This is a genomic window from Bradyrhizobium sp. (assembly GCF_049512235.1).
Taxonomy (GTDB): Bacteria; Pseudomonadota; Alphaproteobacteria; order Rhizobiales; family Xanthobacteraceae; genus Bradyrhizobium.
Genome location: NZ_JBEKXH010000001.1, coordinates 38,209 through 55,422 on the forward strand (window position 1 = coordinate 38,209; position 17,214 = coordinate 55,422).

16 protein-coding genes and 1 pseudogene are annotated in these 17,214 nt (G+C 62.2%); 10 read left to right on the top strand and 7 right to left on the bottom strand.

The window, feature by feature from the left end:
- Positions 1–45 precede the first annotated feature (45 nt).
- Positions 46–1,815 (top strand): di-heme-cytochrome C peroxidase, encoded by a 1,770-nt coding sequence (locus ABSG20_RS00170; RefSeq protein ID WP_423862444.1) that lies wholly within the window; start codon positions 46–48, stop codon positions 1,813–1,815.
- Between the two features lie 5 nt (positions 1,816–1,820).
- Here the strand turns inward: ABSG20_RS00170 and ABSG20_RS00175 are convergent, their stop codons facing one another.
- Complete coding sequence (locus ABSG20_RS00175) at positions 1,821–2,471, bottom strand: 3-oxoacid CoA-transferase subunit B (protein ID WP_423862445.1); 651 nt, start codon at positions 2,469–2,471, stop codon at positions 1,821–1,823.
- Complete coding sequence (locus ABSG20_RS00180; RefSeq protein WP_423862446.1) at positions 2,471–3,202, bottom strand: CoA transferase subunit A; 732 nt, start codon at positions 3,200–3,202, stop codon at positions 2,471–2,473. The genes ABSG20_RS00175 and ABSG20_RS00180 overlap by 1 nt, the downstream gene beginning before the upstream one ends.
- 240 nt (positions 3,203–3,442) lie before the next feature.
- On the opposite strand from ABSG20_RS00180, the gene ABSG20_RS00185 reads away from it, so the two are divergent.
- From ABSG20_RS00185 to ABSG20_RS00195, 3 genes and pseudogenes are all read left to right on the top strand, one after another.
- Positions 3,443–5,398 (top strand): AsmA family protein, encoded by a 1,956-nt coding sequence (locus ABSG20_RS00185; RefSeq protein WP_423862461.1) that lies wholly within the window; start codon positions 3,443–3,445, stop codon positions 5,396–5,398.
- Positions 5,399–5,468: 70 nt separating this feature from the next.
- Positions 5,469–5,537: pseudogene (locus ABSG20_RS00190) on the top strand (SEC-C metal-binding domain-containing protein); the annotation flags it as partial.
- A 9-nt stretch (positions 5,538–5,546) separates the two neighbouring features.
- Positions 5,547–5,960, top strand: coding sequence for a tetratricopeptide repeat protein (locus ABSG20_RS00195; RefSeq protein ID WP_423862462.1), 414 nt, complete (start codon positions 5,547–5,549; stop codon positions 5,958–5,960).
- A 209-nt stretch (positions 5,961–6,169) separates the two neighbouring features.
- Here the strand turns inward: ABSG20_RS00195 and ABSG20_RS00200 are convergent, their stop codons facing one another.
- Positions 6,170–6,556, bottom strand: a complete 387-nt coding sequence (locus tag ABSG20_RS00200) for an ester cyclase (RefSeq protein ID WP_423862463.1) — start codon at positions 6,554–6,556, stop codon at positions 6,170–6,172.
- A gap of 405 nt (positions 6,557–6,961) precedes the next feature.
- On the opposite strand from ABSG20_RS00200, the gene ABSG20_RS00205 reads away from it, so the two are divergent.
- Positions 6,962–7,213 (top strand): hypothetical protein, encoded by a 252-nt coding sequence (locus tag ABSG20_RS00205; RefSeq protein WP_423862447.1) that lies wholly within the window; start codon positions 6,962–6,964, stop codon positions 7,211–7,213.
- Positions 7,214–7,292: 79 nt separating this feature from the next.
- On the opposite strand, the gene ABSG20_RS00210 is transcribed toward ABSG20_RS00205, so the two are convergent.
- From ABSG20_RS00210 to ABSG20_RS00220, 3 genes are all read right to left on the bottom strand, one after another.
- Positions 7,293–7,748 (bottom strand): SRPBCC family protein, encoded by a 456-nt coding sequence (locus ABSG20_RS00210; RefSeq protein WP_423862448.1) that lies wholly within the window; start codon positions 7,746–7,748, stop codon positions 7,293–7,295.
- Positions 7,749–7,837: 89 nt separating this feature from the next.
- A complete protein-coding gene (locus ABSG20_RS00215) occupies positions 7,838–9,049 on the bottom strand; it encodes an MFS transporter (protein WP_423862449.1) in 1,212 nt (403 codons plus the stop codon).
- A gap of 130 nt (positions 9,050–9,179) precedes the next feature.
- Positions 9,180–10,460 (bottom strand): serine hydrolase domain-containing protein, encoded by a 1,281-nt coding sequence (locus ABSG20_RS00220; RefSeq protein WP_423862450.1) that lies wholly within the window; start codon positions 10,458–10,460, stop codon positions 9,180–9,182.
- A gap of 393 nt (positions 10,461–10,853) precedes the next feature.
- Between ABSG20_RS00220 and ABSG20_RS00225 the strand changes: the two genes are divergently transcribed.
- Positions 10,854–11,048 carry a hypothetical protein gene (locus tag ABSG20_RS00225; protein ID WP_423862451.1) on the top strand — a complete coding sequence of 65 codons (195 nt, stop codon included), beginning with the start codon at positions 10,854–10,856 and terminating at the stop codon, positions 11,046–11,048.
- Positions 11,049–11,211: 163 nt separating this feature from the next.
- Here the strand turns inward: ABSG20_RS00225 and ABSG20_RS00230 are convergent, their stop codons facing one another.
- Entirely contained in the window at positions 11,212–11,904 is a 693-nt protein-coding gene (locus ABSG20_RS00230; protein WP_423862452.1) for a Crp/Fnr family transcriptional regulator, read from the bottom strand.
- 401 nt (positions 11,905–12,305) lie between these two features.
- Here ABSG20_RS00230 and ABSG20_RS00235 point away from each other — a divergent pair, with 401 nt between their 5' ends.
- The 4 genes from ABSG20_RS00235 to ABSG20_RS00250 all read left to right on the top strand — a co-directional run bounded on the left by ABSG20_RS00235 (position 12,306) and on the right by ABSG20_RS00250 (position 17,023).
- Positions 12,306–13,442 (top strand): HWE histidine kinase domain-containing protein, encoded by a 1,137-nt coding sequence (locus ABSG20_RS00235; RefSeq protein WP_423862453.1) that lies wholly within the window; start codon positions 12,306–12,308, stop codon positions 13,440–13,442.
- Between the two features lie 83 nt (positions 13,443–13,525).
- Positions 13,526–14,911, top strand: a complete 1,386-nt coding sequence (locus ABSG20_RS00240) for an ABC transporter substrate-binding protein (RefSeq protein WP_423862454.1) — start codon at positions 13,526–13,528, stop codon at positions 14,909–14,911.
- A gap of 385 nt (positions 14,912–15,296) precedes the next feature.
- A complete protein-coding gene (locus ABSG20_RS00245) occupies positions 15,297–16,175 on the top strand; it encodes a carbohydrate ABC transporter permease (RefSeq protein WP_423862455.1) in 879 nt (292 codons plus the stop codon).
- Entirely contained in the window at positions 16,172–17,023 is an 852-nt protein-coding gene (locus ABSG20_RS00250) for a carbohydrate ABC transporter permease (protein WP_423862456.1), read from the top strand. Before ABSG20_RS00245 ends, ABSG20_RS00250 begins: the two co-directional genes overlap by 4 nt.
- Positions 17,024–17,214 lie beyond the last annotated feature (191 nt).

Sequence of the window (17,214 nt, forward strand, 5' to 3'; positions counted from 1 at the left end):
CAGCACGCCAACGTTTGGCTTTTTCGGATATTTCGAGGCGGTTTCATGAAGGCATTTTTCAGGATTTTGATGTTTTCGCTGGCGGCGATGATGGGGATTGCCGCTCCGGCTTTGGCCGAACCCGCAGAGACTCCCGCTCTGCAATATGCCCGGCAGGGCTGGACGGCGGAGGACCGGCAGGTCTTCTACACGACCAGCCAGGGATCGCACATGATGCCCTATGCCTGGTTCAAGGCGCTGCGCCGTCTGGATGCCGACGCGCCGTTCGGCGGCGATCATCTGCAACGCTACGGATATCTCGGAAATGATAAATCCGCGGCCAATCCGGAAGCGCTGCCGGTCGGATTCGTCATCGACGGCGACGCCGCATCCGGTTTCCTCGGCATGACCTGCGCGGCGTGCCACACCGCGGAGATCGCGTATCAAACCGGCGCCGTCACGCAACGGCTTCGCATCGATGGCGCACCGGCCACGGCCGATTTCCAGCTTTTCCTGACCGAGCTTTCGGCCGCTGCCAAGGCGACGCTGCAGGACTCCAATCGCTTCCAGCAATTCGCCCGGGCCGTCCTGGGCTCGCGCTTCTCCTTGGCGCGGGCCGACGCACTCAAGACCGACTTCGCCGGTTGGGCCGATCAATTCGGCGCCTTCATGGACAAAAGCCTGCCGGCATCGCCATGGGGGCCGGGGCGCCTCGACGCATTCGGCATGATCTTCAACCGGGTCGCCGGCAAGGATCTCGGCATCGACGCCAATTTCAAGGTCGCAGACGCGCCCGTCAGCTATCCGTTCCTGTGGAACGCGTCGCGGCAGGACAGGACGCAGTGGAATGGCGGCGTTCCCAACGGCCTCTTCGTCAACGCGCTGGGACGAAACACAGGGGAAGTGTTCGGCGTGTTTGCCGACTTCAGCCCAAGGAAGCTGCCGGCGGCGCCCCTGGTCGACTACAGCCGGAACTCGGTAAAATTCGCCGGGCTGCAACATCTCGAGGAAAAGATCGCAATCCTGAAGCCTCCGCCCTGGCCGTTCGCGCTCAAGCAGGATCTGGTTGACCGCGGCCAAGGGCTGTTCGCGCAATATTGCAGCGGATGTCACGCCGAGAAGCCCTTGCCTCACGACAGATGGTTGACGCCGGTCAACGCGGTCGGGACCGACCCCAAGGCATTCAGCGGTGCCGGGAGGTCGTCGCAATCCGGCGTACTGGCCGGCGCGCTGTCGCCCAATCCCCCGGGATCGACGCTGGCAAATCCCGCACTGACGGTCGATATCCTAGCAACCGCCGTGGTGGGAGCATTGATCGACGAGGCCTTCCCGTTGCCGCCCAGGCTTGCCAACCCCAATGGCGGTGTCTGGCAGGCGATCCGAAAAGATCAGTTGGAGCTGCTGCAGATTTCACAAAATGCTGATTCGGCGTTGCTGCTGCTGGACCCCGCCGCGCGCGCAAACCTGAAGGCCCACATTGCAGAGCGGCTTGCCAACATGTTCAGGCTGCCGGCACCGGACCAGGCGCCGGCCTATGAATCGCGGGTACTGCATGGCATCTGGGCGACCGCTCCGTACCTTCACAACGGCTCGGTGCCGAACCTCTGGGAATTGCTGACGCCGCCGGCCCAAAGGAAACCGTCTTTCATGGTCGGCAGCAAGACCTATGATCCCGTGAATGTCGGCTATGTCACGGACAGCTCGCCCTATAAGGACGGCACGCTGGTGGTCGGCGCAAGCGCCGCGCCCGGCAACAGCAATTCCGGGCACGACTACGGCACGGCGCTGTCGGACGACGACCGCTGGGCGCTGATCGAATATCTCAAGCAGCTGTGAACAAGTCAGGTATTCGCCAGCGCCACCCGGAATTCGGCTTCGGTCTTGGCCTTGACTTCGTCCAGCGTGACGCCGTCGGCGAGTTCGATCAGGGCCATGCCGCTTTGGCCGTGCTTGTCGATGGTGAATACGGCGAGATCGGTCACCACCATGTCCACCACCCGCTCGCCCGTTAGCGGCAGGTTGCATTGCTTGAGGAGTTTGGCGCCGTCCTTGGCGGAATGCTCCATCACCACCACCACGCGCTTGACGCCGGCGACCAGGTCCATGGCGCCGCCCATGCCCTTGACCACCTTGCCGGGGATCATCCAGTTGGCGAGATCGCCGTTCTGCGCCACCTGCATCGCGCCCAATATCGACAGGTCGATATGGCCGCCGCGCACCATGCCGAAGGAATCGGCCGAGGAGAAATAGCTGGTCGTCGGCAATTCGGTCACGGTCTGCTTGCCGGCGTTGATCAGATCGGGGTCTTCCTCGCCCTCATAGGGAAAAGGCCCCATGCCGAGCATTCCGTTCTCGCTCTGCAGCTGCACGTCGACGCCCGCCGGAATATAGTTGGAAACCAGCGTCGGAATGCCGATGCCGAGATTGACGTAATAGCCGTCGCGCAATTCCCTCGCGGCGCGGGCAGCCATTTGATCGCGGGTCCAGGCCATCAGACTTCCTCTCCGGTTGCGGCAGCCGCGGCCTCGCGCTTGCGCGTGGTGCGCTGCTCGATGCGTTTCAGGCCGGTTCCGACCCGAATGATGCGCTTGACGAAGATGCCGGGGGTATGGATTTGATCGGGATCGATCTGGCCGGCGGGCAACAGGTGCTCGACCTCGGCCACGGTGATTTTCGCAGCCGTGGCCATCATCGGATTAAAATTGCGCGCGGTCTTGCGGTAGACCAGATTGCCTGCTGTATCGCCCTTCCAGGCGTGGACGATGGCGAGGTCGGCGAACAGGCCGCGCTCCATCAGGTATTTCTCGCCGTCGAATTCCTTCACTTCCTTGCCCTCGGCCACCAGGGTACCGACGCCGGTCTTGGTATAGAAGGCCGGAATGCCGGCGCCACCGGCGCGGATACGCTCGGCCAGCGTGCCCTGCGGAGCGAATTCAAGCTCAAGTTCCCCGGCGAGGAACAGATGGGCGAACAGCTTGTTCTCGCCGACATAGGACGAAATCATCTTCTTGATCTGCCGCGTCTCCAGCAGCCGGCTTAACCCGATACCGTCGACGCCGGCGTTGTTGGAGACCACGGTCAGGTTCTTCACCCCGGAGTCCCGGATCGCCTCTGACAGCGCTTCGGCGATCCCGCAAAGACCGAAACCGCCGGACATGATCATCATGCCGTCTCTGAGAATGCCGTCGAGTGCCGATTTGGCGTCGGGGTAGACCTTGTTCATGAAAATGCGACCTGAATGGAGGAAAGGCGCCGCGAGAGGATGCTACCTGGGATTATTAGGCGAAATCTTCGCAATGCGTCAATGACGGGCATGGGCGCCAGCGGGTAACGTGGGGCATGGCCTTGAAAGCGTCAAGAAAAGCCCTCAAGTTGCGCCGGGTGGCATGGGCCTAGCCGGCTCGCCCGTTTTTTCAAGCAACAACCCGACGACATCAACCCGACCAGGATTATGTCATTGACGATGGCCCAAGGAATGAAACGCCTGGGGACGCCGATCGCGGCCTTTCTCGGCGTGGTGTTGGTTGGCCTGATCGCGACCTCCTGGTTGCTCAATCGGGACGCCCTGCGCCAGGCCGTCGAGGCGCAAATCCGGGCCGTGACCGGCCTCGATCTCGTGGTCAAGGGCAATATCGATGTGTCGGTCTTTCCCGGAAGCTACGTGTCCTTCCACGACGTCGGCCTGAAGGGCGGCGGCACCTTGGCGCCTGCGCTCAACGTCGACGTTCTGACCGCCAATCTGCGCTTGCTGCCGCTGTTGCTGCAGCGTTTCGAGATCGCCGACGTCATGATGCTGCGCCCGCAGATCCACGTCATCCGCGAGGCCAATGGCGACAGCAACTGGACGCCATTCCTCGAGACCATCGCGCGCACCATGACACCGGGCGCCGACAGCCAGGTGTCGTTCTCGGAAATCAGAGTCCAGGACGGGGTGATGAGCTACCAGGACGCCGCCCATCACGCCTCCGAAAAGCTTGACGATATCGACCTTTCCCTGGCCTGGCCCTCGATCTCGCGTTCGTTCGCGGCGACCGGGCAATTCAATTGGCGCGGCGAGCGCGTCGATGGCTCGATCAGCATCGCCGACTTCATCGCAGCGCTGTCGGGCGAGCGCTCCGGCCTGAAGGCGCGGCTCGCCAGCGCGCCCGTAAAACTGGCTTTCGACGGCGCCATCGCCGATCGCACCAGCATGATGATGGAAGGCACGCTGACCATCGACAGCCCGTCCCTGCGCGACGCCCTGCGCTGGACCGGCCAGGCCCAACCAGGCAGCGGGGGGTTCGGCCGCTTCGCGCTGAAGGCGCGCGCCAACGTCGTCGGCCCGTCGATCGCGCTGACCAACGTCAATGTCGAACTCGACGGCAACGTCGCCGAAGGCGTGATCACTTTCGCCAATAATGGCCGCCAGACGCTGCAGGCGACGCTGGCCGCCGACGCGCTCGACTTCACGCCCTACATCTCGACCTTCCGCCTGCTCGCCGGTGGCGCCCACGACTGGAACCGGCAGCTGTTCGATGTCAACGCACTGTCATCCACTGACCTCGACATGCGCCTGTCGGCGGCGCGGGTGACGGTCGGCTCGACCAAACTCGGCCGCACCGCGGTCGGCGCCAATATGCGCGGCGGCGCGCTGGCGCTCTCCGTCGGCGAGGCGCAGGTGTATGGCGGGGTCGCCAAGGGCTCGTTCGGAATAGCGCGCTCGGATGCGGTCGCCGACATCAAGGCGCAGCTGCAGTTCACCGACGTCGATCTGCAATCCTGCGCCGGCGAATTGTTCGGCATCAACAACTTGACCGGCCACGGCAACCTCAACCTCGCGCTGACCGCCTCGGGGGCGAGCCCGTTCGGCCTGGCGCAATCGCTCGACGGCACCGCCACGCTGACCGGCCATGACGGCGCCATCGCAGGCTTCAATGTCGAGCAGTTGCTGCGGCGGCTGCAACGCCAGCCGCTGTCCGGCACCGGCAGTTTTCGCGGCGGCGCGACGCCCTACGACACCATGACCATCGCGGTGAAATTCGCAGACGGGATCGCCACCGCCCAGGATGTCCGCGTCGAAGGCCCGGCGACGCGCATCACCCTGACCGGCACCTCCTCGGTGCCGGCGCGCGAATACGACCTCAAGGGCATCGCCAGCCTGACGTCGGCGCCATCAGGCGGGCAAACTTTCGATCTGCCGTTCGTGGTGCAGGGCCCGTGGGACGATCCCCTGATCTTCCCGGATCCGGAAAGCCTGATACGGCGCTCGCCGGCGTCCGCGCCCTTGCTCGACGCGCTCAAGGACCGCAAGACGCGCGATGCGGTGCGCTCGGTGCTGGAGCGGTTTACGGGGGGCGGGGCGAAGCCGGCGGCGGTGCCGGATGCGGCGGCGGCGCCGGCGAGTGAGCCGGCGGCGGTGGGCGCGGCGAAGCCGGATTGACGATTACGTTGCGCGTTCGTAAGCCGTAAGGCGGATCGGATGCCTCCTTGCTGTCGAAGGGGAGACCGTGATGGCCAAGCCCGGACGCAATAATCCCTGCCCCTGCGGCAGCGGCAAGAAGTACAAACGCTGCTGCCTCGACAAGGATGTGGCGGCCGATCTTGAGCGCGAACGCCTTGCCGCTGCCGCATGGCGCCCCATCGTCGACGTCGACATCGTCAACAGCTTCGACGAATTCGACATCGACACCGACGATGCCGAGGACGAGGGCGAGGACGAGCTCACCGCGAATTCCGATGCCGCCATCGATCTTATCGACGAGGGCAGGCTCGACGAAGCCGAGGGGGTCGCCCGCCACCTGCTCGAACGCTTCCCCGAGGCGCATGACGGCTGGGACCGCCTCGGCATGGTCTACCAGGCAAGAGGCGACAACCAGAAAGCGGCTGATTGCTATCGAAAGGTCATTGAGATGATCCGCGCCCATCCCGAAAACCATGATCCCGGCTTCGAAGCCATCTTCCACAGCCTCGTCGCGAAGCTCGATCGCTCAACGACCACTTGATCAACGCTGGCGGAAATCGGAGCGGCCGCGGCGCCGGCAAAAGCGTGATGGGCGAAGACTCTCTGCTCCCCTCCCTCCGCGAAGCGGCGGGGAGGGGTCGGGGGTGGGGGGTCTCTCGCCGGCGGCGGTGCTCGTGGCGCCCCCACCCCCGACCCTTCCCCGCCATCCGGCTTCGCTGCGCAACGCCGGACGGAGGGAGGGGAGAAGCACTAAAGCTGGGATTCGATAGCGGCCTTGTCTATGACCGACCATACTTTCTCGATCCGTTCATCTCGGAACTCATAGAATACGTTTTCGGTGAACGCTATTCTCTTGCCGTTGACAGGGAGGCCAAACAGGATTCCTTTCGGCGTGCAGTCGAAGCTCAGACGGCTCGCTAGACGAGGTGGTTCGGAAATCAGCAGACGGATGTCAAAATAGAGGTCTGGAATCGCACGAAAATCTCCCTCCAGCATCTCGCGATAGCCTGATAACCCGATCCGCTCGCCGTTGTAACGAACTTGCTCATGAACGAACTGCCCCAGATTCGGCCAGTCCTGTTTGTTCAGGCAGGCAATGTAGTTTCGGTAGATATCGGAGAGGCCGGCTTTGGTCATAGCAGTTGCACCGTGTTCAAGTTGGACAAAATCATATTGATGCCTCCAGTGCAGTGATTTTGATGTTCTGATCATGCCGCCAATGTAAAATGCTCGCGATGCTGCGCCCCCTCTCCCGCTCTTCGCGGGGGAGGGCTGGGGTGGGGGAAAGCCACATCCGCCTTCGCCAGAGGCTTCGGCGGACAAGTCGGCAGTCCCCGAGTAGCGCCCCCACCCCACCCTCCCCCGCGAAGAGCGGGAGAGGGAGTGAGAGCACAACGCCCCTGGCCTGAATCGATAGGTTTCACGGAATCGCTCGTCAATCATTCGGAAACCATTTTCGTCTTTTGCCGGGCGCGCTAACGAAATGGAAAAACGTTGAATCGAGACTTCCGATCACTGCAGACTGGGACTGGGGAAAATGTCATGGCTGTGAGTGGAAAAGCCATCCACGAAAACGTCCGCCGATATCGCGCGATCGCTTCGCTGTACCGTCAAACCGCGGCCTTTCGTCCGCATCAGAGCCGCACTCTATTGGAGCAGGCCGAGGCGTGGGAGCATCTCGCCCTGAGGGAGCTCGAAGCCTACTTCGCGCTCTGCGACGCTCCCGCATACGACCGGCAACCGCGCAAGCCCGCCGACACCGGCACGCGCTGGCCGATGGCCGCGGCCGCGTGATTGCTGGTGTCGACGGCTCCGCTGCCCGGCGGACGGCCGCAGACCGGCGCATTCACGCAGCCGCCGATCGGATGTCGCGCTACGCTTCGCCCTTCCCTGGGCCAGGATCGGCGCCGGGATTTCCGCCTGCGGCCGCGATCCCCAGCCTGCCAACGTAATGCGCCCAACCCTTGGCGTGGCCGGCGCGCTGCGCCGCGTTGGGAAGACCGCTATGGGTCATGCGCAGCAAAGTGCCGCCGTCCCGATCGATCAGGTCAATCTCGATCAGACCCGATCCCGGCGGCACCTCCTCATCGCCGTCCCAACCAAAGCTGTAGGCTAGCCGGTGCACCGGCACGACCTCGCGGAACGTGCCGCGCGCCACGCGGCGGTTGTTGACACCCTTGAGGAGATAGAGCCCGCCCGGATGTATCTCGGTCTCCGCGTCGGTGCCCATCCAGCGGATGATCTTTTCGGGATCGGTCAGGAAGGCGAAGACGGTCGCGGGCGAAGCTGCGATCTGGGTCTCTTGCCGGACCATGAACGGCTCAGTCATCGGAGGCTCCTTGATTGGGGTTGCGATCGAAGCGCCGGGCGGCGCGCGAAGTCAGGTCATGCGGATGCGTCATCCAGGCCCGGCTCGGATCACGCCGGCACTGGCGCAGCCTGCGCATTTGGAAACGGCCGGAAGCTCAAGGCCATCAGGAACGCGCCGAGGCCCATGCCCCACGCGCCGATATAGAGCCACGCGTAGCTCGCGAAGGTATCGTAGATCAGGCCGCCGGCAATCGGTCCCGTGGCCATGCCGAGACTGCCCGCCATCGCGGTGCCGCCGATCACGGTGCCCATCATCTTCAACGGGAAATTTTCCCGCGCCAGCACCGCGTAGAGCGGCATGACGCCGGCATAGACGAAGCCGAACAACGCGGCGACCGCATAGAACGCGGACAGCTCGCGCACGAAGACGTAGCCCAGCGCACCGAACGCCTGGACCAGCAGCCCCCCGACCAGAACGCGCTTGGCGCCCAAACGGTCGCCGAGCAGGCCGAAGGCGATGCGGCCGCCCAATCCCGCCAGCCCTTCCACGCTGTAGATCGAAACCGCGGCCAGCATCGGGATGCCGCAACTGATGGCGTAGCTCACGGTGTGGACGATCGGACCGGAATGCGTGGCGCAGCAGAAAAAATTCGTCGCGATGAGGATGATGAACTGCGGCGACCTGAGAGCCTGCGAGAGCGACATCTCCGATTGCGGCCGGACATCGCCTGACGCAACGGCACCGCCCGCGAGCGCGGGCGGGCGGCGCACCAGCAGCGCGGCCGGAATCATGAAGGCCGCGACGACGACGGCAAGGATCTGCATCGTGGTTCGCCAGTCATGGCTGGAGACGAGCCAGGCCACGAGCGGCGACATGGTCAGCGGCGCCATCCCCATGCCGGCCGACACCAGCGACACCGCAAGGCTGCGATTGGTGTCGAACCAGCCGGTGACGCAGGCCATCATCGGCGCGAAGATGGCGGCAGTCGCCGCTCCCAAAAGCAGGCCGAAGAGCAGCTGAAATTCGATCAATGAGGTCGCACGGCTCGCCAGCGCCAGGCTTGCCGCGATGACGATTGAGCCGGTCAGCACCACCGGGAGCGCCCCGACCCGATCCGACAACGTCCCCCAGATCATGCTCGTGGAGGCCATCGCAAGAAAGCCGATCGTCATGGCACTGGATACACCGGCGACCGACCAGCCGGTATCCCGCGCCATCGGCTGCAGCAAAACGGGCAGCGAAAACATGCCGCCGATTGCAACACAGCCCAACAGGCCGCCGGCCGCCACAATGACCCAGCGATAGCGAGAATTGTTCATTCCATGTCTCCGTTCCAGCTCTCTGGACACAGGACGAATGAGAAGGCGCGAAAGGCGACACGCTGGCTCCCCATGCCGCCTCACTTCTTTGTGAGCGCCCCCTGTCGCGCCCGGCGCCCGCGGTCATGACTTACTCGTCAAAGGCTCCGTACACGAGGTTCTTCAGAGCCACTCTGATCCTCGTTCGCTGCGAGACCGTCTGCGCCATGAAGACCACGAACATGTTTTCCTTGCGGTCGATCCAGAAAGTCGTGCCGCCCGCGCCGGACCAGTTCATCTCGCCGATCGAGCCTTCCGCCGGGCTCACACCGGCCTCGGTGCGGACGGCAAAGCCCAGTCCGAACCCGAAGCCCGCCCCCGGCAAATAGTAGGGGCCGGGAATCACGCCGGAGCCGGGGCCGATATGGTTCGATCCCATGTAGGCGATCGTCTTCGGGCTCAGATATCGCTTGCCGTCCAACGTGCCGCCATTGAGTACCATCTGCGCGAAACGCGCATAGTCAGGGATCGTGGACACCATGCCTCCGCCGCCTGACTCCCACTTCTTCGCGACGCGCGGATCATCCATTTCGGCATCGTTGCCGATCTTCCGATCGTTCGGGAAGGGCTCCGCCACCAGCGCCTTCTTGGCGGCATCGGTGACGTAGAAGCTCGTGTCCTTCATGCCGAGCGGATCGAGCAGCCGTTCTTTTTCGAACTGGTAGAGCGATTTCCCGGAGACTACTTCGATCACCCGGCCCAGGACATCGGTCGAGTGACTGTAGTCCCAGGTCGTGCCCGGCTGATAGGCCAGGGGCAAGCTGGCGATACGTTCCGCGAAGGCGGCATTGTCGACGTCGCCGGCAAACAGGTGAGCGTCGACGTAGGCCTTCTTGACCATGCCCTCGCCGAAGAAGCCGTAGGTGATACCGGAAGTGTGTCGCATCAGGTCCTGGATGGTGATGGGACGCCTGGCCGGGACCATGTCCAGGGTGGTCGTTCCATCCTCCGCCTTCTCGATGCCCACTTTGGCATTCGCGAATGCCGGGATGTATTTCGACAGGGGATCGTCGAGCTGCAGCCTGCCCTCTTCGACCAGCATCATCGCGGCCACCGTCGTGATCGGTTTGGACATCGAGTAGATGCGGAAGATGGTGTCGGGCGTCATGGGCTCCTTGGTGCCGGGGTCCCGAACGCCGAAGCTTTCGAAGTAGGCGGTCTTTCCGTTGCGCTGGATCATCATGATCGCACCCGGAATCTTGTTTGCGGCGATCTCGTTCTTGATATAGGCGTCGATGCGGGCAAGGCCTGCGCTGGCGAAGCCAACTTCGCTCGGCTTGGCGAGGTTTTGTTCCTGGCTGAACGCAAAGGGAATGCCGAGAAGCAGCGTTGCGGCGACGGTAAAACCGGGCAAGCGAACGGATGAGAGCATTTCTCTGGCCTCCCTGATTTTCGGATCTTGGCGTCCGAGCGAGACCGTGCACCAGCTGATGGCGTCCGATCGAAGCAAAGTGTCGCTTGGCCGGACGTGCCTGGCAAGCCCCCGAAGGTCCGCTCGGATGAAACGTGTAAGGCAGGCTGGTGTCCCAGACGCGCTGCGGGGCTCTTGCCGCCGGGCTGCGTCCCCGGGGTCCGAAAGCTAGCGGTATGCTCTTGGTGAGCTCGCCAGACCGTCGGCGCTCAACGGCGGGAGACGTCCATTGCGGCAGGCGCTATGCGACTGCAGATGAATTCGGGCAAACTCTTGCCTGGTGCTCTGTGGCGTGCACCACAGACAAGGCGCCGCACGGCGTGCGACAACTCACCCCTGCCAAGGAGGTGCGCCGTGTCTGAGTCCAACGACGAGCAAAAGCGTGAATTAGAGTGCCTGCGTCTGGCGTCGGACTTGCTGCAACTCTCCCGAGAAACCCTAAACCCGGATTTCAAGGCGCATTGCCTTCGGATGGCAGGTGCTTGGACTGATCAAGTGGTTCCGGGGCTGTCCGATGACCCCGCACCCCCCAATTATTTGCTTCATTGACATGATGGACGCGGTGGGGACAGACCTGCGCCGGTCATCCTGATTGTCGAGACGACCCGCTCCTGCGGACGCTTGCCGTCGAATTGGTCAAGGAGGCAGGGGACGAAGCAAGAGCAGGGCTGGCCGGATGGGCTGAACAGCCCGCCGTTTCCGCCTTCATGCACTATTCCCTGTCGACCGCCCGGTCGGCTGCAATGTGCGGCTTGTCGTGCAGAACGGCGTTTAACAGCGAGTTATGGACCTTTATTGTTCCGTTGTAGTCGATCAAGCCCAGCTTCCGGAATTTGTTCATGAAAAAACTCACGCGGGATCGGGTGGTGCCGATCATCTCCGCCAGTGTTTCCTGACTGATCGCGGCAAGAACAGGTCGCGGCGGGCCATCTTTTCCGAAATGGGCGAGCAACAGCAGCAGACGCGCTAGCCGCTTTTCGCTGGAATTGAACAGCTGGTCGACCAAATCCTCTTCGATCCGACCATTCCGGGTCAGGAGATACGCCATGAACAGCTCGGAGAATTTCGGCTCGCCATCAAGGACGGCGTTCATCGCGTCCTTGGTAATCGATGTGATGACGCAGTCCTCCATCGCCATCGAGGTGCCGATCCGAAGCGGACGGCCATTCAGGCACCCTTCGCCGAAGAATTGTCCGGGCTCTAGAATTCCGACCACCGCTTCCTTGCCTTGCTCGGATATGACAGTGAGCTTGACCCTGCCTTTTTGAACGTAAAAAACCGATTCCGCGACCTCTCCCTGCGCGAAAATAATTTTATTCTTCCGGTATCCCAGAATCGCCTTCCCCATCCCAACTTTGGCGAGGAAGACCTTGGGGTCGAACATGTCCTTGGCGGGCTTCCCCACGAGTTCCCTCCCCTCAGATCGAATCGAAGGTTCTTGCAATCTTAGAGTGTAGGCGGCGGGTGGAAACCTTATTTTAGTACCAAGAGCAATTGCAGCTTTTCGGACCGGGTTGAAGCTAGACAGCTTATAGAAAGGCGATCACATTGGAAAAGATCATGCCGACGGAATCGGTCGCCTGGTTTGGTGGCAGCTTTAAATTTTTGAGAATGAGCTATATTGGCCAACCAGTCGGGACCCGAAACGTCATGCTGGATCGATCACCGCCCGTCCCGGCGGTGACTGGGAGCGTTGCGCTCCCGCCGCATCAAGGGAAGCGTCATGTTCAATCGGTCCGTTCCCTCGTTCTTCCATCGCAAAGCTTTCCGAACCCAAAAAACCGCCCCGGCGCGGGGACGAACTGAATGCCGATATCGCAGGGCAAAGCAGCGCTGGTTGCCGCCGAGCAACACGGTAAGATTCGTGTCGCGTGGCTGCCAATAACCGGATCGAACTCTGTGTCTGAGACAGCAAACAAGTCCAACGAGCAGAAAGTCGCCGAAGCCGCAGTCGACGGCTTTCGGAAGAACCTTGGCCCGTTCGTCGTTGCCGCCGAAACCACGCGAATGGCGATGGTGTTTACGGATGCAAAGGAATTCGGCAATCCTATCATCTTTGCCAATGACAGCTTTCTTTCCTTGACGGGATACGGCCGGGAAGAGGTGCTCGGCCAAAGCTTTAATTTCCTGATGGCGCAGCCTGCCGATACGGAGGCGCTGGCGCATATTGCCGCCGAGTTTAAGGGCAATACGGACGGTGGATCGGAAATTCGTTACCGCCGGAAGGATAACAGCGAATTCTGGGCCACTATCTTCGTCAGCCCGGTTCGGGACGAGAACGGTATTGTCGTTCAGAATTTTGCGTCGTTCGTTGACCTCACCAGACACAAGGAGGACGAAGCTCAGTCCAGGATGCTTATCGGCGAGCTGAACCATCGCGTGAAGAACATCCTTTCGACGGTGCAATCGATCGTCTGGCAGACTTTGCGAACCGCTTCCGATCCCAGGATGATCCGGGAATCGATCGAGTCCCGGTTGTTTGCGCTGTCCCGGTCGCACGACCTGTTAACGCGAGAAAATTGGCACAGTGCAGGGTTGTGCGATGTGATCAACGATGCCATGGAGCCTTTCGCTGTCGCAGACGGCCGGGCGGAGCGAATTGTCGTTATGGGCGAGAACATCCGTCTCGCGCCACAAGCAGCCTTGGCGCTTGGCATTGTATTCAATGAGCTTGCGACCAATGCCGTGAAGTACGGTGCATTTTCCAGCGGAGCGGGATCAATCCTGATCGAGTGGACGGCGGAGCCGGCGCCGGTGGGGGTTCGGCTTCTCTTGCGCTGGCGAGAGAAGGGCGGGCCGCCCGTCACGCCCCCGGCACACAAAGGATTTGGCTCGCGGGTGATCGAGCGCGGTTTGGCCCACGAACCGGAAGGCACGGTTGATCTCGACTACCGGCCGGACGGCCTGGTCTGTACGATGACCCTTCGCGCACCGAATAGATGAATGCGCCGTCTGGATCGGCCCGCCGGAATGCAGTAGGCTTTTACCCAGCTGGTTAAAAAAATCGGCGCATCAGGGAGAATGACGTGACATCAAGGGGAATACGGGCGCTCGCCGTCGTGCTCGCCGCCGCGATTGGGCTGTGCCACGCGGCCGCGCCGGCAATGGCGCAGGATAAGATTACGGTCTGGTTCGGCAAGGGCTTCTACAAGTCCGAGGACGACGCGCTGCTGGAGGCGATCAGGAAGTTCGAGGCCAAGACCGGCATCAAGGTCGAGCTGTCGCAATATGCCATCCAGGACATGATCCCGAAAACGGTGGCGGCGCTGGACTCCGGCACGGTGCCGGACGTCGCCTATTCCGACAGCTACGACGTACAGGCCGCCGGCAAATGGGCGTTCGAGGGCAAGCTCGAGGATCTCACTGATATCCTGACGCCGATGAAATCGGCGTTCGCGCCGAACACGCTGGAGACCGCGCTGCTCTATAACGATCAGACCAAGAAGAAGGCCTATTACGGCTTCCCGTTGAAGCAGCAGAGCATGCACGTCCAGATCTGGAAGGACATGCTGGAAAAGGCCGGCTTCAAGGTCAGCGACATCCCGACGGGGTGGGCCGACTACTGGTCGTTCTGGTGCGACAAGGTGCAGCCGGGGATTCGCAAGGCCACCGGCCAGCGCATCTACGGCATCGGCCAGCCGATGGGCGTGGAATCGACCGATTCGTTCCAGTCGTTCTACACCTTCATGGATGCCTACAACGTCAAGCTCGTCGACGACGACGGCAAGCTTCTGGTCGACGATCCCAAGGTCCGGGACGGCCTGATCCATGCGCTGAAGGACTACACCGACATCTACATCCGGGGCTGCACGCCGCCGTCCTCGACGACCTGGAAGGACCCGGACAACAACGTCGCCTTCCACAACAAGACGATTGTGATGACCCACAACTTCACCATCTCGATCGCGGCGAAGTGGTTCGAGGATTCCACCAATCCGGCGCTGACCCCGGAACAGCGCGCCGCCGGCAAGAAGGCCTATGAGGAAGACATCATCACCGCTTCCTTCCCCAACAAGCCGGATGGCACGCCGATCAAGTATCGCTCCGACGTCAAGACCGGCGTGATCTTCACCGCCGCGAAAAACAAGGCGCAGGCCAAGGAATTTGTAAAGTTCCTGCTGCAGGAGGAAAACCTGCAGCCTTACGTCGAAGGCGCGCTCGGCCGCTGGTTCCCGGTCACGACAGCCGGACAGCAGAGCCCGTTCTGGCAGGCCGACCGCCATCGCCGCGCGGTTTATGCGCAGTTCACGGGCGGCACGCAGCCGTTCGACTTCACCAAGAACTACAAATTCACGGTCCTGAACAACGAGAACGTCTGGGCCAAGGCCATGAACCGCGTGGTGAGCGAGAAGGTGCCGGTGGATCAGGCGGTCGACGAATTGATTGCCCGCATCAAGCAGGTCGCGGGTTGACGTCAACGATGCCGGCAGGGGGTCGGCCAAAGGCCAGTGGCGAACTAATACGAAAGTGAGAATGAGATTCCAACTCGGCGCTGCCGGTGGTAACTCAGCATGAAGTCATAATCTCCCCTCCCCCCACGCGCATCGCGCGTGGTGGGGAGGGGTCGGGGGTGGGGGGTGGCGCGGCGTTCGCCGAAGCAGCGGTTCCTGCCGATAGACCCCCCACCCCCCACCCCCGACCCCCCCAACCGCTTCGCGGGGGGAGGGGAGAAGATGACTCTAATGCAAAAGTGAAATTGAAATTCAAATTCTGCGCCGTAATGGGAGCTGACTTTCATGCGCAGAGGGTCGCCGCCGCCGATGGGGAACTCAGGATGAGGTCGAACGAGGGCGCGCCATGGCAACGGTGACGGTCACAACAGCTGAGGAAGCAGTCCCCCGCGGGCCGCTGTCGACGCGTCTGACGACGCCGCAGGTCTGGGGCATCGCGCTACTTTTGCCCTATATGCTCGTGTTCGCGGCCTTCGTGATCTATCCGGTCGGCTACGGGCTGTGGCTGGCGCGCCATCCCGCAAGCTATGTCGCGCTCTACCACGATCCGATTTTCGCGCGCGCGGCGGTCAATACGCTGATCTTCCTCTTGGTCGGCATCAATTTCAAGATGGTGGTGGCGCTGTTCCTGTCCGGCTTCTTCATCCAGGAACGCCGCTGGATCAAATGGCTGTCGGTACTGTTCATCCTGCCCTGGGCGGTACCCTCGATCCCGACCATCCTGTCGGTGCGCTTCATGTTCAATCCCGAATGGGGCATGGTCAACCAGACCATCTTCAAGCTGACCGGCGAAGATGGTCCGAACTGGCTCAACGATCCCGCCGTCGCGCTGACCATGGCGATCGGTGTGCATATCTGGAAATCGCTGCCGTTCTGGACCCTGATCCTGATGACCGGGCGGCTGGCGATCCCAGGCGATCTGTTCGAGGCGGCCGACGTCGACGGCGCCAGCTGGTGGCAGAAATTCCGCTTCATCACCTGGCCCTCGGTGCAGATGCTCTATGTCACCTGCACGCTGCTCTCGATGATCTGGACGCTCGGCGACTTCAACAGCGTCTACCTCCTGACCGGCGGCGGACCCGCCGACCTCACCCATGTGCTGGCGACGCTGGGCATCCGCTACCTCCGGCTCGACCAGCTCGATCTGTCGATGGCGGCGATCGTGTGCGCGCTGCCGCTGGTGCTTCCCCTGGTCTATTTCATGATGAAACGGCTGTCGCGATGAAGCTCCCCTCCCTGCGCGAGGCGACCGTCGAAGCGCGTCTGCTGCTGATCGGCTTTCCCGTGCTGATCTGGACCATGCTGCCGATCTATCACATGTTCCTGTTCGCGATCTCGCCCAAGGAGGATGCCTTCGCCGGCAAATTATGGCCCGATCATCCGACGCTGCATAATTTCGAAATCGTGTTTCGCCAGCAGCATTATTTCCTGAGGGATTTCTGGGTTCAGTTCTTCAATTCGACCGTGATCGCGGTCACGGTCGGCGCGCTCACGCTGTTTATTGCCACCGCGGCGGCGTTTTCGATCTCGCGGCTGCGCGTTCCCGGCGGCCGCTGGGTGATGAATCTGGCGCTCTTTACCTACTTTATTCCCGCTGCCTTCCTGGCGGTTCCGATGTACCGGACCATGGGCAATTACGGCCTGCTCAACAACCAATGGGCGCTGATCCTGGCGATGGTGACGATCGCTTCCCCTTATGCGATCTGGGTGCTCAAGCAGGCCTCTGACAAGCTGCCGGTCGAACTTGACGAGGCGGCCATCATGGATGGCGCGACCACGCTGCAACTGTTCCGGCTGGTCTACATCCCCTTGATGATGCCGTCGCTGGTGGCGATCGGCACCTACGCGCTGCTGCTCGCCTGGAACGAATATCTCTACGCCTTCCTGCTGTTGTCAAACGACAAGGACATCACCCTGCCGGTCGCGCTCGGCAACTTCCTTGCCGCCGACGATTCGCCCTGGGAACTGTTGATGACCACCGGCTTCATCTACGCGCTGCCGCCGGCCGCGATCTACTACGCCTTCAGGCGCTACATGGTCGGCGGCCTGACCGCCGGCGCGGTGAAGTCGTGACCATGCCAACGGAACCAAACCCGATGTCATCGCCCGACTCGATCGGGCGACCCAGTATTCCAGAGCACGCTAGCCTGGATTTCCACGGACCGGAATTCGCCTAACATTCCGCGGCGAGTAGCCGAAACGTGGCGCCGCTTCCGCTGACGTCAGGCCTTCCAGGTAGAAGGCCTGCAAGGCATCATACTGGC

Excerpts from the sequence above, each read along its gene's own strand:
- ABSG20_RS00250 (WP_423862456.1), top strand. The coding sequence starts at position 16,172 with ATGAAGCTCCCCTCCCTGCGCGAGGCGACCGTCGAAGCGCGTCTGCTG.
- ABSG20_RS00210 (WP_423862448.1), bottom strand. The coding sequence starts at position 7,748 with ATGACTGAGCCGTTCATGGTCCGGCAAGAGACCCAGATCGCAGCTTCG.
- ABSG20_RS00205 (WP_423862447.1), top strand. The coding sequence starts at position 6,962 with ATGGCTGTGAGTGGAAAAGCCATCCACGAAAACGTCCGCCGATATCGC.
- ABSG20_RS00200 (WP_423862463.1), bottom strand. The coding sequence starts at position 6,556 with ATGACCAAAGCCGGCCTCTCCGATATCTACCGAAACTACATTGCCTGC.
- ABSG20_RS00235 (WP_423862453.1), top strand. The coding sequence starts at position 12,306 with ATGCCGATATCGCAGGGCAAAGCAGCGCTGGTTGCCGCCGAGCAACAC.
- ABSG20_RS00220 (WP_423862450.1), bottom strand. The coding sequence starts at position 10,460 with ATGCTCTCATCCGTTCGCTTGCCCGGTTTTACCGTCGCCGCAACGCTG.
- ABSG20_RS00245 (WP_423862455.1), top strand. The coding sequence starts at position 15,297 with ATGGCAACGGTGACGGTCACAACAGCTGAGGAAGCAGTCCCCCGCGGG.
- ABSG20_RS00185 (WP_423862461.1), top strand. The coding sequence starts at position 3,443 with ATGGCCCAAGGAATGAAACGCCTGGGGACGCCGATCGCGGCCTTTCTC.
- ABSG20_RS00175 (WP_423862445.1), bottom strand. The coding sequence starts at position 2,471 with ATGGCCTGGACCCGCGATCAAATGGCTGCCCGCGCCGCGAGGGAATTG.
- ABSG20_RS00170 (WP_423862444.1), top strand. The coding sequence starts at position 46 with ATGAAGGCATTTTTCAGGATTTTGATGTTTTCGCTGGCGGCGATGATG.
- ABSG20_RS00180 (WP_423862446.1), bottom strand. The coding sequence starts at position 3,202 with ATGAACAAGGTCTACCCCGACGCCAAATCGGCACTCGACGGCATTCTC.
- ABSG20_RS00215 (WP_423862449.1), bottom strand. The coding sequence starts at position 9,049 with ATGAACAATTCTCGCTATCGCTGGGTCATTGTGGCGGCCGGCGGCCTG.